Source organism: Pseudomonas sp. OV546, from assembly GCF_900116845.1.
Classification (GTDB): Bacteria; Pseudomonadota; Gammaproteobacteria; order Pseudomonadales; family Pseudomonadaceae; genus Aquipseudomonas; species Aquipseudomonas petroselini.
This window is the reverse complement of record NZ_FPCE01000003.1, coordinates 127,559-141,691: the sequence shown is the minus strand read 5'-3', so window position 1 is coordinate 141,691 and position 14,133 is coordinate 127,559. Positions and strand designations below refer to the sequence as shown.

11 protein-coding genes are annotated in these 14,133 nt (G+C 60.5%); 7 read left to right on the top strand and 4 right to left on the bottom strand.

The window, feature by feature from the left end:
- Positions 1 to 164 precede the first annotated feature (164 nt).
- Positions 165 to 1,265 (top strand): glycine-betaine demethylase subunit GbcB, encoded by a 1,101-nt coding sequence (gene gbcB / locus BM403_RS08625; RefSeq protein ID WP_015886250.1) that lies wholly within the window; start codon positions 165 to 167, stop codon positions 1,263 to 1,265.
- Between the two features lie 3 nt (positions 1,266 to 1,268).
- Here gbcB and BM403_RS08620 read toward each other — a convergent pair whose 3' ends face one another.
- Together BM403_RS08620 and BM403_RS08615 are read right to left on the bottom strand one after the other, a co-directional pair.
- Entirely contained in the window at positions 1,269 to 2,084 is an 816-nt protein-coding gene (locus BM403_RS08620) for a nitrilase-related carbon-nitrogen hydrolase (protein ID WP_093542471.1), read from the bottom strand.
- Positions 2,081 to 3,526, bottom strand: a complete 1,446-nt coding sequence (locus BM403_RS08615) for a purine-cytosine permease family protein (RefSeq protein ID WP_043206012.1) — start codon at positions 3,524 to 3,526, stop codon at positions 2,081 to 2,083. The genes BM403_RS08620 and BM403_RS08615 overlap by 4 nt, the downstream gene beginning before the upstream one ends.
- Before the next feature lie 276 nt (positions 3,527 to 3,802).
- Here BM403_RS08615 and BM403_RS08610 point away from each other — a divergent pair, with 276 nt between their 5' ends.
- Entirely contained in the window at positions 3,803 to 5,620 is a 1,818-nt protein-coding gene (locus BM403_RS08610; RefSeq protein ID WP_046034979.1) for a flavin monoamine oxidase family protein, read from the top strand.
- Positions 5,621 to 5,731: 111 nt separating this feature from the next.
- On the opposite strand, the gene BM403_RS08605 is transcribed toward BM403_RS08610, so the two are convergent.
- Complete coding sequence (locus tag BM403_RS08605; protein ID WP_046034980.1) at positions 5,732 to 5,932, bottom strand: hypothetical protein; 201 nt, start codon at positions 5,930 to 5,932, stop codon at positions 5,732 to 5,734.
- Positions 5,933 to 6,108: 176 nt separating this feature from the next.
- Complete coding sequence (locus BM403_RS08600; protein ID WP_015886246.1) at positions 6,109 to 7,149, bottom strand: threonine aldolase family protein; 1,041 nt, start codon at positions 7,147 to 7,149, stop codon at positions 6,109 to 6,111.
- A 90-nt stretch (positions 7,150 to 7,239) separates the two neighbouring features.
- Here BM403_RS08600 and BM403_RS08595 point away from each other — a divergent pair, with 90 nt between their 5' ends.
- From BM403_RS08595 to BM403_RS08575, 5 genes are all read left to right on the top strand, one after another.
- Entirely contained in the window at positions 7,240 to 7,968 is a 729-nt protein-coding gene (locus BM403_RS08595) for a TraX family protein (protein ID WP_046034981.1), read from the top strand.
- A gap of 236 nt (positions 7,969 to 8,204) precedes the next feature.
- A complete protein-coding gene (glyA, locus tag BM403_RS08590) occupies positions 8,205 to 9,458 on the top strand; it encodes a serine hydroxymethyltransferase (RefSeq protein WP_015886244.1) in 1,254 nt (417 codons plus the stop codon).
- Between the two features lie 22 nt (positions 9,459 to 9,480).
- Positions 9,481 to 10,731 carry a sarcosine oxidase subunit beta gene (locus BM403_RS08585; RefSeq protein WP_010207084.1) on the top strand — a complete coding sequence of 417 codons (1,251 nt, stop codon included), beginning with the start codon at positions 9,481 to 9,483 and terminating at the stop codon, positions 10,729 to 10,731.
- A gap of 15 nt (positions 10,732 to 10,746) precedes the next feature.
- The gene (locus BM403_RS08580) at positions 10,747 to 11,049 is read left to right on the top strand and encodes a sarcosine oxidase subunit delta (RefSeq protein WP_015886243.1); all 303 of its coding nucleotides are present in this window, start codon (positions 10,747 to 10,749) and stop codon (positions 11,047 to 11,049) included.
- The gene (locus BM403_RS08575) at positions 11,046 to 14,063 is read left to right on the top strand and encodes a sarcosine oxidase subunit alpha (RefSeq protein WP_015886242.1); all 3,018 of its coding nucleotides are present in this window, start codon (positions 11,046 to 11,048) and stop codon (positions 14,061 to 14,063) included. The genes BM403_RS08580 and BM403_RS08575 overlap by 4 nt, the downstream gene beginning before the upstream one ends.
- Positions 14,064 to 14,133: the final 70 nt, after the last annotated feature.

The window sequence follows — 14,133 nt, the reverse complement described above, 5'->3', positions numbered from 1 at the left end:
ACCTTATCCATGAGCGACATGGCCCACTCTGATCCCGACGCGCAACCCCCGTGGTATGGGGGCTGGTCGCGATAAGTATGTGAATGTCGCAGATAGGTAAATGGGTGGTTCTCGCGTTACGCAGAATCGCCACCATAAGGCCGACCTCGGCGGTGGAGAAGAACATGTCCAGCAATTTCCTGAATCCGGTAACGACCCAGACCTGGGCCAATGGTCGGCACATCGTCCGTTGCGTCAAAGTCATCCAGGAAACCTGGGACGTGCGCACCTTTTGCTTCATGGCCGACCAGCCGATCCTGTTCTTTTTCAAGCCGGGGCAGTTCGTCACCCTGGAGCTGGAAATCGAAGGCCAGCCGATCATGCGTTCGTACACCATTTCCAGCTCGCCGTCGGTGCCGTACAGCTTCTCGGTGACGATCAAGCGCGTGCCGGGCGGCAAAGTCTCCAACTGGCTGCACGACACCCTGCACGAAGGCCAGGAGTTGGCGGTGCACGGGCCGGTGGGCCTGTTCAATGCCATCGATTACCCGAGCCCGAAAGTGTTGTACCTCAGCGGTGGTGTGGGGATCACCCCGGTCATGTCCATGGCGCGCTGGTTCTACGACACCAACGCCAATGTCGACATGACGTTTATCCACAGCGCCCGCTCGCCCAAGGACATCATTTACCACCGCGAGCTGGAGCACATGGCGTCGCGCATCGATAACTTCAGCCTGCACCTGATCTGCGAGAAACACGGGTTGGGTGAGCCGTGGGCAGGTTATCGCGGTTACCTGAACCACAAGATGCTCGAGCTGATGGTGCCGGACTTCCTGGAGCGCGAAGTGTTCTGCTGCGGGCCTACGCCGTACATGAACGCGGTGAAGCGCCTGCTGGAAGTCGCCGGTTTCGACATGGCGCGCTACCACGAAGAATCCTTCGGAGCCACGCCACCCGAAGCCCGTGCCGATGCGGTGGAGCAAGCCGAACAAGCTGCCGACGCACCGGAAATCGATCTGGCGGATTTGCACCAGGTGGAATTCATTGCGTCGGGCAAGAGCATTCGCGTCGCACCGGGCGAAACCGTGCATGCGGCGGCGGCCAAGCTCGGCCTGTTGATCCCGAAAGCCTGTGGCATGGGGATTTGCGGCACATGCAAGGTGATGAAGCTGGGGGGCGAGGTCGAGATGGACCACAACGGCGGGATCACCGAGGAGGACGAAGCCGAGGGCTACATCCTATCCTGCTGCAGTGTGCCGAAGGGTGATGTGCGCATTGAGTTCTGACGCTCAGTACAGCCCGGGCCGACGATCCTGGTGAACGTGGTTGTGGTCGCTGATTGACTTGTTCCTGGCCTCGGCCAACGGCAGGTCAGCCATCAACGGTTGTTCCCCTGGGTGGGAGGCTGCTCCGGCCAACGGGTAGCCATCGGCGTCGACGATGACCGAGCCGCCCACCCACCTGACGCCACGTTCCTCGCCATGGCGATCGCACGCGGCGATGAACATGCGGTTGACCGCCGCATTCGCCTGTACCCGCACGATCTCTGCCGGCCGTTCACCCTCGGGGCGCGGGCCATCCGGCCAGTTCACCGGAACGCAGAGCAGGTCGGCGTCCGCCAGCGCTGCCAGGCGCACCCATTCGGGCAGTTCCAAGTCGTAGCAGATCATCATGCCGATCCGCCCGACGGCAGTGTCGATCACCGGAGGTGGCGCATCCCCAGCGGTGAAGATCAGTTTCTCACGGTCCCACAAGTGCGCCTTGCGATACACCGTCAACCGCCCCGTGGGTTCGACCAGTGCGGCACTGTTGGCGACCTGTCCCGCGCTCAGACGCTCACAGAACCCTGCGACGATGATGATCCCCAGCTCCCGCGCCAGGCTTTTCCACAGGACCAGGGTTGGACCGTCACATGTCTCGGAGGCGGTGTAGGCTTCCTCCCGGTCGGCAAATACGTAACCGCTCTGAATCAGCTCCGGCAGGACGATCAACTGGGCGTTGAGAATCGCCGCTCGACGAATCGCACGTTCGGTCAGCGCCCGATTGTAATCGGTATCGCCGATACGCGGCGCCAGTTGGTGACAAACGACGCGTAACGGAGTCATGACACGTTTCCTTCCAGCGCTTGTTCACTGGCTTTTATGGCCCGCGACTCGGCGGCGTGGTCGAGTTGGCGACTCATCACGCAGTAAACCAATGCCGAGACCAGCAGGCCGACGACGAACGCAATATCGGCGCCGCCCAACATGAAGCTGATCGGCCCTTGATAAAAACCCAGCGACATAAACGGAACCATTGCCGCCAGGCCGAGGAAATAGGCGACGAGTCCGGTGCTCGACCAACGGCCATAGATGCCCGCTGGGTTGAAAATGTCGCTGATGGCGTAGCGCCCTTTTCGTACGGCGTAGAAGTCGGCAAGGTTGACTGCTGTCCAGGGCACCAGGAAATAAAGCATCAACAGCACGAAGGTGTTAAAGCTGCTGAGGTAGCTTTCGGGGATGCACAAGGCGATCACAAAAATGATCGCGGCCACCAGGCTGATCCCGAGGATTCTGCTTTTGATCCTGGGCTTGATCGGCACAAAACCGTCAATGGCACTGATTCCGGTGAGCATCGCGCCATAGCAGTTGACGGCCATGATGCCGACCAACGCCGGGACGGCAATCAGCACGGTAAAGGTGCCAAACCCCGGCAGCAGTTGGTTGCCTACTGCCTGCACGCTGCCGATGGCGTCGGGTGAGGGCAACGCCGAGGCGAGAAACGCCCCCAGTGACATCAGCCACAGCGCCGAGCCGGCAGCCCCCAGGTATGTCCAGGTGATGACACTGCGCGACGGCGTGTTATGGGGCAGGTAGCGCGAGTAATCCGAGACATAGACGGCGTAACTGATCTGATAGCCCGCAGCGGCTGAAAGTTGGATCAGGAAGGCCGACCAGGAAAAGTGCGCGTCGGCCACTGCCGTGTCGGCCTGCAGGTGCGTCACGGCTGCGACTGTGAGTACGGCGAAGACACTGATCATCACGTAGGTCAGCCAGCGCTGCACGGTGTGCAGGAGGTCGTGGCCGATCACGGCAATCACCACCGCCAGGATGATCATCAACGCGTACCAGGGGGCACGGCTGCCGGGCAGCACGGTATTGATGGCGTCCGTCGCCAGAATCACATTGAACACGTTGAAGCCGATGTACACGAAGACCACCGCGATAAAGGGCACGATTGCCCCGCGTAAACCGAACTGTGCCCGCGACTGGATCATCTGCGGCAAGCCCATGCGTGGGCCCTGGTTGGCGTGGAACGCCATGGCGAATGTACCCAGGCACACGCCGATGACAATCGCCAGGACGGCATACACCAGGCTCAGCCCCAAGGCTGCGCCGGTAAACCCGGTGACCATGGTGGTCAGAACGAAGTTGCCGGTGAACCAGAACGGCGCCTGGTGCCAGACCTTACCGTGGCGTTCATTGCGCGGCACGTAGTCAATGGAGCGGGTTTCGATTTTCAGCGTGGTGGAAGTGGGAGCAGCCGATCGGTCGGAGGGCGTGTTCATAGGCATCACGGTCTGTTTTTATTGAGTGAGACTACGCAGAGTCTTGTAACTAAAAAAACTATTGAATCGGCATTTGCAAATAATCACTTCATGAATTTCTGAACTGATGGCGCATAACCTTATGGGGCAAGCCCTGCCTTACGCAGTCGCTTTCTATTTTCAATTTAGATGCAGACATTTCCTACAAGCGTCTACGCTTAGGATCGAACTCGTCGTAGTCGCCCTTCGCAGTGAAGCCGTAGGCGGACGTCCTTTGACACACCAAGGATGACTGATATGTCTGCTATCCCTTCACGTTCTAAAGGTGCGGCGCGCCTGTTGACCAACGATGTCACTGCGCTTATTCCAGACTTCCCTTTTCATTACGCCAAGTTCCTCAATTCGGCTGTCAGCAATGGAAAACCGTTGGCGGGTGTTTCTACACGTCAGCAGGGCACCCAGGTACTGATTGTTGGTGCCGGAGTGGCCGGACTGGTGGCTGCTTATGAAGCGATGCGCATGGGCTTGCACCCGGTGGTGGTGGAGGCCAGCGACCGTATTGGCGGGCGTTTCTATTCCTATGTGGCGGGCGATCCGCAAGACTCCGCCAACAGCGTTATCTGTGAAATGGGCGCTATGCGCTTTCCCGTCTCCGGCAAGGCGTTGATGCACTATTTCGATAAAGTGGGTATGACCGCCAATTCAGCGGACTTTCCCAACCCAGGGTCGGCTGCAACCCCCAGCACAGTGGTCGACTATCAACAACGACAGGTCTATTACGAAGGCAAGAACTTGCCTCCCGAATATGAAGATATCGAAAGCAAATTGTTCGATGTTTTCCTGGAGCAGGATCCGATCAAGTTCCTTGAAATGGAAACCGCGATGTCCGGGGACAATCCTGATCTGGCGAAGATCAAGACCCTGTGGAACGCGATCCTGGACAAAGGATGGGACAATCTCAGCTTTTTCGCGGCCATGGTGGAAGAGGCGGGTTGGAGTCGTGAGGATATCGACTTGTTCGGCCAGATCGGCTTTGGTACCGGCGGATGGAACACCGACTATCCGAACTGCTTTCTGGAGGTGTTGCGGGTGCTGTATACCGGGCTGGATACCAACCACAAGCTAATGTATGACGGTTCCAGCGAGTTGCCTACCCGACTGTGGAATCGTGCTCCGGATGCCCTCGGCGACCCCATGGCTTATTGGCCCGCGGGCACTACCGTCCAGGGCCTGACCGCCCAGGTCATTGCTCAGCCTTTCAACCAGGAAGTGCGCCAGATCATACGGCGTCCGGATGGCGAATTTGATGTGTGGATGTTTGATCATAATCGAGGAAGCGAGCGTCAATACACCTTTGCTGCTGTGGTTTATACGCCTCACAAACGTGTCCTCGACAAATTCCGTTTTATGGATGGCGTCGCCCGCTTTGACCAAATGAATAGCCTCTTGTCCATAAAAGAGTGGGAGGCAGTTACGTACACCCATTACATGCAGTCGGCCAAAATATTTGCGCAGACCCAGCGGCCTTTCTGGACCGATGTCGGTGCAGATCGTCAATACAAGATGAGTGTGACGTTGTCGGACCGAATTACCCGCGGCACATACCTGCTGGACTACGCTGCGAGTCAAGGCCCCTACAAAGGCAGCGGGATGTTTTTGTCTTACACCTGGAACGACGACAGCATCAAGTTCCTGGGTGATCGCGCTGCGCCATTACCGTCCCATGTGGCGGTATGTTCAACCTTGTTGGATTCGGTGTATGCCCACCATCAGTTGAACCTTGCGGCGGAGTTCGGTATGACCGATCCATTTGTCGAAATCAATTGGGAAGAACAACCGTTTTTCCTGAGTGCCTTCAAAATGAACCTGCCGGGGCAGTACGAATACCAGCGCCTGCTGTTTTCGCAGTTTATGAACGGTGTGTTTGATGGAAGTCCCGATGGCTTCATTCTGGCCGGCGATGATGTGTCCTTCACGGGAGGCTGGGGGGAAGGTGCCGTGACCACCGCCTTGAACGCCGTAAACAAACTGGCGGTGAAGTTCGGCGGGGGTACCTTTATTGAAAACCGAGGTCCCATCGACGACTGGCAAGTGCTCAAGCCAAAGGCCCTGTAAGTCGACCCTGGCGAGCCAGTACCAAGGTCGGGTTTTAATCTGATGAGGTCGCAGACTTCGGTTCCGCGTCGGAGGTCATGAGCCTGCGGCGCGGATCTCAGGCGTTAACGGTTACTGCGCGTAGATATGAACCACGAAATGTTGGCCGGATGCTGTCAGTTCGTAGACTTTATCGTAGATCCTCAGCGTCCTTGAGGGCTCTTTGATGGTGTCACCGACTTTCGCATATTTCCTGAACTCATCCCAATCAATGACGGTAGTGCTGACGGTGCCGTCGCTCTGAAGGGTGTTGCCGTTGTTTTGATATTCCATGATATTGCCCTCTATCGGATTTCCATTTCCAGCCGACTATTCGGCAGGCAGTCAGCCCCGAAAGAACGCGTCCGTTCGTTCGGGGTGCAGAGATCCTATCCAAGGCAGGGGGTAGATAGATACTGTCAGAAACACGTACAAACAGTCTCTGCTAAGAGGCTGAAAGGCCCGTCGTTTCAGGCCTCCATCACTTTCCGAATATCCGCCGCCAATTCTCTTACACGCTCTTCCTCGGTATCCCACGCACACATGAAGCGTGCGCCGCCTTTACCGATGAAGGTGTAGAAGCGCCAGCCCTTGGCGGTCAGCGCGGCGATGGCCGGTTCCGAGAGTTGCAGGAACACGCCGTTGGCCTGCACCGGGAACATCAGCTCCACCCCGGGAATATCCGCCACCAGGCTGCTCAGCAACTGGGCGCAGTGGTTGGCGTGGCGGGCATGCTTGAGCCAGGCGTCGTTTTCCAGCAGGCCTACCCACGGGGCGGACAGGAAGCGCATTTTTGACGCCAGCTGGCCGGCCTGTTTGCAGCGGTAATCGAAGTCTTCGGCGAGCTTGTGGTTGAAGAACAAGATGGCTTCACCCACCGCCATGCCATTCTTGGTGCCGCCAAAACACAACACATCCACGCCGGCCTTCCAGGTCAGGTCCGCCGGTGAGCAGCCGAGGAACGCGCAGGCGTTGGAGAAGCGTGCGCCGTCCATGTGCAGGTTCAGCCCCAGTTCCTTGCAGGTCACGCTGATGGCGCGGATTTCTTCCGGGGTGTACACGCTGCCGACTTCGGTGGCCTGGGTCAGGGTGACTACGCGTGGTTTCGGGTAGTGGATGTCCTGGCGCTTGAGGGCGATCTCGCGGATCGATTCCGGGGTCAGCTTGCCGTTTTCGGTGCGGGCGGTGAGCAGCTTGGAGCCGTTGGAGAAAAACTCCGGCGCGCCGCATTCGTCGGTTTCGACGTGGGCGGTTTCCGAGCAAATCACGCTATGGTAGCTCTGGCACAAAGAGGACAGCGCCAGGGAGTTGGCGGCGGTGCCGTTGAAGGCGAAGAACACTTCGCAGTCGGTTTCGAACAGATTGCGGAAACCGTCGGCGGCGCGGTGGGTCCATTCATCATCGCCGTAGGCGCGCTGATGACCCTGGTTGGCTTGTTCCATGGCGGCCCAGGCTTCCGGGCAGATACCGGAATAGTTGTCACTGGCGAATTGCTGGCTCTTGTCGGTCATGGCCCATTCCTGTGGTCGATGTTGGTGCGCACTGTAACCAAGATTGTCGCGGGTGCGCACGCACTGTAAATGCAAAGTCACTGGGGAATTATGCACGGTACTGAAACGATGCCTGTCGGACGCGTCCGTGATGGCGCTCTGGATCTGCTCAAGTGGCTGGCGCTGGTGAGCATGGTGCTGGACCACCTGCGGTATGTCGGTTTGAGCCTGGATGGCCTGTATGTGCCGGGCCGCTTGGCGTTTCCGTGGTTTTGCCTGGCGATTGCGGCGAATTTGCATCGGGCGAGAAACGCACCTGTCACGGGCCAATGGCGTTACCTGGGATGGCTGCTGCTGTTCAGTGTGATCAGCGAAGTGCCCTATCGGATGTTTATCGACGATGCTGATACGTTGAATGTGTTGCCGACCTTGGCGCTGGGGTTACTGGTTGCCCGAGGATGGCAGCAGAAGACGCTTTTTGATCGGGGATTGGCGGTGATTGCCGTCATGATCGGCGCTGTATTTTCCACACACCTGATGTTCGGGTTTTTCGGTGTATTGCTGCCGTGGGCGATGTTATGGGTGTTTCGTCGGCCATGGTATTTCAGCGTGTTGCCGGGACTGCTGTGTGTGGCTGCCAATCAATGGCAGATCCTGCTCGATAGCGGCACGCCGGTGGCGCTGATGGGACTGAGCGCCTGCCTGCTTGCGCCGCTGCTCGGCCTGGTCCTGTTGCGACACACCCAAAACACCTCGCCACCGGCCATGCGCCGCTGGGCGTATGCCCTCTATCCCCTGCATTTCCTGCTGCTGCTACTCGTCCGTCACATCATCGCCTAACCGGTGTGGGAGGGGGCTTGCCCCCGATAGGGTGGTGTCAGCCACGGCATGTGCAAGCTGATCCACCGCTATCGGGGGCAAGCCCCCTCCCACATTTTTTCCGCGTTGTTCCTGCCATGTCGTAAACGCACCTTTGCGTGGCGTCCGTAGGCATTTGACCTGTCTGCACCAGCCCTACCATCGCATCAAAGGGCCCTGCATGGGCCTCAACAATACGAAAGGCTGGGAGAGACGCGATGTTCAGCAAAAAAGACCAGATCCAGGGATATGACGACGCACTGCTGGCGGCCATGAATGCCGAAGAGCAGCGTCAGGAAGATCATATCGAGCTGATCGCGTCAGAGAACTACACCAGCAAACGCGTGATGGAAGCCCAAGGCAGTGGCCTCACCAACAAATACGCCGAAGGCTATCCGGGCAAGCGCTACTACGGTGGCTGTGAGCACGTGGACAAAGTCGAGGCCCTGGCCATTGAGCGCGCCAAACAGCTGTTCGGTGCCGATTACGCCAACGTGCAGCCGCACTCCGGCTCCTCCGCCAACAGCGCGGTGTACCTGGCGCTGCTGAACGCCGGTGACACCATCCTCGGTATGAGCCTGGCCCATGGCGGTCACCTGACCCACGGCGCCAAGGTGTCGTCCTCGGGCAAGCTGTACAACGCCGTGCAGTACGGCATCAACACCGACACCGGCCTGATCGACTACGACGAAGTCGAACGCCTGGCCGTCGAACACAAGCCGAAAATGGTCGTGGCGGGGTTCTCTGCCTATTCCAAGACCCTGGATTTCCCACGCTTTCGCGCCATCGCCGACAAGGTCGGTGCGCTGCTGTTCGTCGACATGGCCCACGTTGCCGGCCTGGTTGCCGCCGGCCTGTACCCGAACCCGCTGCCGTACGCCGATGTGGTCACCACCACCACCCACAAGACCCTGCGCGGTCCCCGTGGCGGCCTAATCCTGGCCAAGTCCAACGAAGAAATCGAGAAGAAACTCAACGCTGCCGTGTTCCCTGGCGCCCAGGGAGGCCCGCTGATGCACGTCATCGCCGGCAAGGCCGTTTGCTTCAAGGAAGCCCAGGAGCCTGGCTTCAAGGTCTACCAGCAACAAGTGATCGACAACGCCCAGGCCATGGCCAGCGTGTTTATCAAACGCGGCTACGATGTAGTGTCCGGCGGCACCGATAACCACCTGTTCCTGGTCAGCCTGATCCGTCAGGGCCTCACCGGCAAGGAGGCGGACGCCGCCCTCGGTCGCGCCCACATCACCGTCAACAAGAACGCCGTGCCGAATGACCCGCAGTCGCCGTTCGTGACCTCGGGCCTGCGCATCGGCACCCCGGCCGTGACCACGCGTGGTTTCAAAGTGCCGCAGTGCATCGAACTGGCCGGCTGGATCTGCGACATCCTCGACAACCTCGGTGATGCCGATGTCGAGGCCAACGTGGCCAAGCACGTGTCTGCCCTGTGCGCTGATTTCCCGGTTTATCGCTGAGCGCGGTTTTGGAGTAATGACTATGCAACGCTACTCAGGCTTCGGCCTCTTCAAGCACTCACTCAGCCACCACGAAAACTGGCAGAAGATGTGGCGCACGCCGACCCCTAAAAAGGTCTACGACGTGGTCATCGTCGGCGGCGGCGGGCATGGTCTGGCGACTGCCTACTACCTGGCAAAAGAACACGGCATCACCAACGTGGCGGTGGTCGAGAAAGGCTGGCTGGGCGGCGGTAACACCGCGCGCAACACCACCATCGTGCGCTCCAATTACCTGTGGGACGAGTCGGCCCACCTGTACGAGCACGCGATGAAACTGTGGGAAGGCCTGTCCCAGGACCTGAACTACAACGTGATGTTCTCCCAACGTGGCGTCTACAACCTGTGCCACACCCTCCAGGACATCCGTGATTCCGAGCGCCGCGTGAGCGCCAACCGCCTCAACGGCGTGGACGGCGAACTGCTCAACGCCAAGCAAGTGGCCGACGAGATCCCGTACCTCGATTGCTCGAAAAACACCCGCTACCCGGTACTCGGCGCCACCGTACAGCGTCGCGGCGGCGTCGCCCGTCACGATGCCGTGGCGTGGGGCTTTGCGCGTGCCGCCGACGCCCTCGGCGTGGACTTGATCCAGCAGACCGAAGTGATCGGCTTCCGCAAGGAAAACGGCGTGTGCATCGGCGTGGAAACCAACAAGGGCTTTATCGGCGCCAAGCGCGTCGGTGTGGTGACCGCCGGTAACTCCGGGCACATGGCTTCGCTCGCCGGGTTCCGCCTGCCGATCGAATCCCACCCGCTGCAAGCGTTGGTGTCGGAGCCGATCAAGCCGATTATCGACAGCGTGATCATGTCCAACGCCGTGCACGGTTACATCAGCCAGTCCGACAAGGGCGACCTGGTGATCGGCGCCGGTATCGACGGCTACAACGGCTACGGCCAGCGTGGCTCGTACCCGGTGATCGAACACACCATCCAGGCCATCGTCGAGATGTTCCCGGTGCTGTCCCGCGTGCGCATGAACCGCCAGTGGGGCGGCATCGTCGACACCACGCCGGACGCCTGCCCGATCATCTCCAAGACCCCGGTGCCGAACATGTTCTTCAACTGCGGTTGGGGCACCGGTGGCTTCAAGGCCACGCCGGGCTCAGGCAACGTGTTTGCCGCCAGCCTCGCCAAGGGCGAAATGCACCCGTTGGCCGCGCCATTCTCCATCGACCGTTTCCACAACGGTGCGTTGATCGACGAACACGGCGCTGCGGCCGTCGCCCACTAACAGGAGAAATTCCCTATGTTGCATATCTTCTGTCCTCACTGTGGCGAACTGCGCTCCGAAGAGGAATTCCACGCGTCCGGCCAAGCGCACATCCCGCGCCCGCTGGACCCGAACGCCTGCACCGATGAAGAGTGGGGCGACTACATGTTCTTCCGCGACAACCCCCGTGGCCTGCACCACGAACTGTGGATTCACGCCGCCGGTTGCCGCCAGTACTTCAACGCGACCCGCGACACCCTGACCTACGAAATTCTTGAAACCTACAAGATCGGCACCAAGCCGCAATTCACCGCCAAGGCTGCTGGAGAGAAGGTATGAGCCAGACCAATCGCCTGTCCAACGGTGGCCGCATCGACCGCAATAAAGTCCTGACGTTTACCTTCAACGGCCAGAGCTACAAAGGCTTTGAAGGTGACACCCTGGCCGCAGCCCTGCTGGCCAACGGCGTCGACATCATCGGCCGCAGCTTCAAGTACTCGCGCCCTCGTGGCATCTTTGCCGCCGGCGCCGAAGAGCCGAACGCCGTGCTGCAGATCGGTGCGACCGAAGCCACGCAAATCCCTAACGTGCGCGCCACGCAACAGGCGCTGTACCAGGGGCTGGTCGCCACCAGCACCAATGGCTGGCCGAACGTCAACAATGACGTGATGGGCATTCTCGGCAAGGTCGGCGGCAAGCTGATGCCGCCGGGTTTCTACTACAAAACCTTCATGTACCCGCAATCGTTCTGGATGACCTACGAGAAGTACATCCGCAAGGCGGCTGGCCTTGGCCGCTCGCCGACCGAGAACGATCCGGACACCTACGACAACTTCAACCGTCACTGCGACGTGCTGGTGGTGGGCGCCGGCCCCGCCGGCCTGGCCGCTGCCCTGGCGGCTGCGCGCAGCGGTGCCCGCGTGATCCTCGCCGATGAGCAGGAAGAGTTTGGCGGTTCGCTGCTGGATTCGCGCGAAAGCCTCGACGGCAAGCCGGCTGCGGAATGGGTCGCCAGCGTTATCGCGGAACTCAAGGCGCTGCCGGACGTGGTGCTGTTGCCTCGCGCCACCGTCAACGGCTACCACGACCACAACTTCCTGACCATTCACGAACGCCTTACCGACCACCTCGGTGACCGTGCGCCGATTGGCGTGGTGCGCCAGCGTATCCACCGTGTCCGCGCGAAGCGTGTGGTGCTGGCGACCGGTGCGTGCGAGCGCCCGCTGGTGTACGGCAACAACGATGTGCCGGGCAACATGCTCGCCGGTGCAGTCTCGACTTACGTGCGCCGCTACGGTGTAGCACCGGGCAAGAAACTGGTGTTGTCGACCAACAACGACCACGCCTACCGCGTTGCGCTGGACTGGCTCGACGCTGGCCTGCAAGTGGTGGCAGTGGCTGATGTGCGCCACAACCCACGCGGCGCCCTGGTTGAAGAAGCCCGCGCCAAAGGCATTCGTATCCTCACCGGCAGCGCCGTGATCGAAGCCCGTGGCAGCAAGCACGTCACCGCTGCCCGCGTGGCCGCGATCGATGTGAAAGCGCATAAAGTCACCAGCCCAGGCGAGTGGCTGGAGTGCGACCTGGTGGCCAGCTCCGGCGGCTACAGCCCGGTGGTCCACCTGGCCTCGCACCTGGGCGGCAAGCCGACTTGGCGTGAAGACATCCTCGGTTTCGTACCGGGTGAAGCCCCGCAGAAACGCGTGTGCGTCGGCGGCATCAACGGCGTCTACAGCCTCGGCGATTCGCTCGCCGATGGTTTCGAAGGCGGCGTGCGCGCGGCCAGTGAAGCGGGTTTCGCCCCGGTAGAAGGTACGCTGCCCAAAGCCCTGAGCCGTCTGGAAGAGCCGACGCTGGCGGTGTACCAAGTGCCGCACGACAAACCGACTGCACGGGCACCGAAGCAATTTGTCGACCTGCAAAACGATGTGACCGCCGCCGCCATCGAACTGGCGACCCGCGAAGGTTTCGAGTCGGTCGAGCACGTCAAGCGCTACACCGCGCTCGGCTTCGGCACCGACCAGGGCAAGCTGGGCAACGTCAACGGTCTGGCCATTGCGGCGCGCTCGCTGAACGTGACCATCCCGCAGATGGGCACCACCATGTTCCGCCCCAACTACACGCCGGTGACCTTCGGCGCGGTGGCGGGGCGTCACTGTGGGCACATCTTCGAACCGGTGCGCTACACCGCCCTGCAAGCCTGGCACGTCAAGAACGGCGCCGAGTTTGAAGACGTCGGCCAGTGGAAACGCCCTTGGTACTTCCCGCGCAACGGTGAAGACCTGCACGCCGCGGTGAAACGCGAATGCCTGGCCGTGCGCGACAGCGTCGGCCTGTTGGACGCGTCGACCCTCGGCAAGATCGACATCCAGGGCCCGGACGCGCGTGAGTTCCTCAACCGCATCTACAGCAACGCCTGGACCAAGCTCGACGTGGGCAAGGCGCGCTACGGCCTGATGTGCAAAGAAGATGGCATGGTCTTCGACGACGGCGTCACTGCCTGCCTCGCCGACAACCACTTCTTGATGACCACCACCACCGGCGGCGCCGCCCGCGTGCTGCAGTGGCTGGAAATCTACCAGCAGACCGAATGGCCAGACCTCAAGGTGTACTTCACCTCGGTCACCGACCACTGGGCGACCATGACCCTGTCCGGCCCCAACAGCCGCAAGCTGCTGAGTGAGGTCACCGACATCGACCTGGACAAGGACGGCTTCCCGTTCATGACCTGGAAAGAAGGCCTGGTCGGCGGTGTGCCGGCGCGAGTGTTCCGCATCTCGTTTACCGGTGAGCTGTCGTACGAAGTCAACGTGCAGGCCGACTATGCCATGGGCGTGCTGGAACAGATCGTCGAGGCCGGCAAAAAGTACAACCTGACCCCGTACGGCACCGAAACCATGCACGTGCTGCGGGCCGAGAAGGGCTTCATCATCGTCGGCCAGGACACCGACGGCTCGATGACCCCGGACGACCTGAACATGGGCTGGTGCGTCGGCCGCACCAAGCCGTTCTCGTGGATCGGCTGGCGTGGGATGAACCGTGAAGACTGCGTGCGTGAAGAGCGTAAGCAACTGGTGGGCTTGAAGCCGATCGACCCAACCGTGTGGCTGCCGGAAGGCGCGCAGTTGGTGTTCGATCCGAAGCAGACGATCCCGATGAAGATGGTCGGCCACGTCACCTCGAGCTATGCCCACAACTCCCTCGGCTATTCGTTTGCGATGGCGGTGGTGAAGGGCGGCTTGAAGCGCATCGGTGAGCGGGTGTTCTCGCCGCAAGCGGATGGCAGCGTGATCGAGGCGGAGATTGTGTCATCGGTGTTCTTTGATCCGAAAGGTGAACGGCAGAACATTTGATAGACCGAGTCGCCTGCATCGGGGGCAAGCCCCCTCCCACATGTTGAAATGCATTCCCCTGTGGGAGGGG

What these genes read in the sequence shown, in the direction of transcription:
- BM403_RS08620 (WP_093542471.1), bottom strand. Translation starts at nt 2,084, where the DNA reads ATGACTCCGTTACGCGTCGTTTGTCACCAACTGGCGCCGCGTATCGGC.
- BM403_RS08615 (WP_043206012.1), bottom strand. Translation starts at nt 3,526, where the DNA reads ATGAACACGCCCTCCGACCGATCGGCTGCTCCCACTTCCACCACGCTG.
- BM403_RS08580 (WP_015886243.1), top strand. Translation starts at nt 10,747, where the DNA reads ATGTTGCATATCTTCTGTCCTCACTGTGGCGAACTGCGCTCCGAAGAG.
- BM403_RS08585 (WP_010207084.1), top strand. Translation starts at nt 9,481, where the DNA reads ATGCAACGCTACTCAGGCTTCGGCCTCTTCAAGCACTCACTCAGCCAC.
- BM403_RS08600 (WP_015886246.1), bottom strand. Translation starts at nt 7,149, where the DNA reads ATGACCGACAAGAGCCAGCAATTCGCCAGTGACAACTATTCCGGTATC.
- BM403_RS08610 (WP_046034979.1), top strand. Translation starts at nt 3,803, where the DNA reads ATGTCTGCTATCCCTTCACGTTCTAAAGGTGCGGCGCGCCTGTTGACC.
- BM403_RS08575 (WP_015886242.1), top strand. Translation starts at nt 11,046, where the DNA reads ATGAGCCAGACCAATCGCCTGTCCAACGGTGGCCGCATCGACCGCAAT.
- BM403_RS08605 (WP_046034980.1), bottom strand. Translation starts at nt 5,932, where the DNA reads ATGGAATATCAAAACAACGGCAACACCCTTCAGAGCGACGGCACCGTC.
- BM403_RS08595 (WP_046034981.1), top strand. Translation starts at nt 7,240, where the DNA reads ATGCACGGTACTGAAACGATGCCTGTCGGACGCGTCCGTGATGGCGCT.
- glyA (WP_015886244.1), top strand. Translation starts at nt 8,205, where the DNA reads ATGTTCAGCAAAAAAGACCAGATCCAGGGATATGACGACGCACTGCTG.
- gbcB (WP_015886250.1), top strand. Translation starts at nt 165, where the DNA reads ATGTCCAGCAATTTCCTGAATCCGGTAACGACCCAGACCTGGGCCAAT.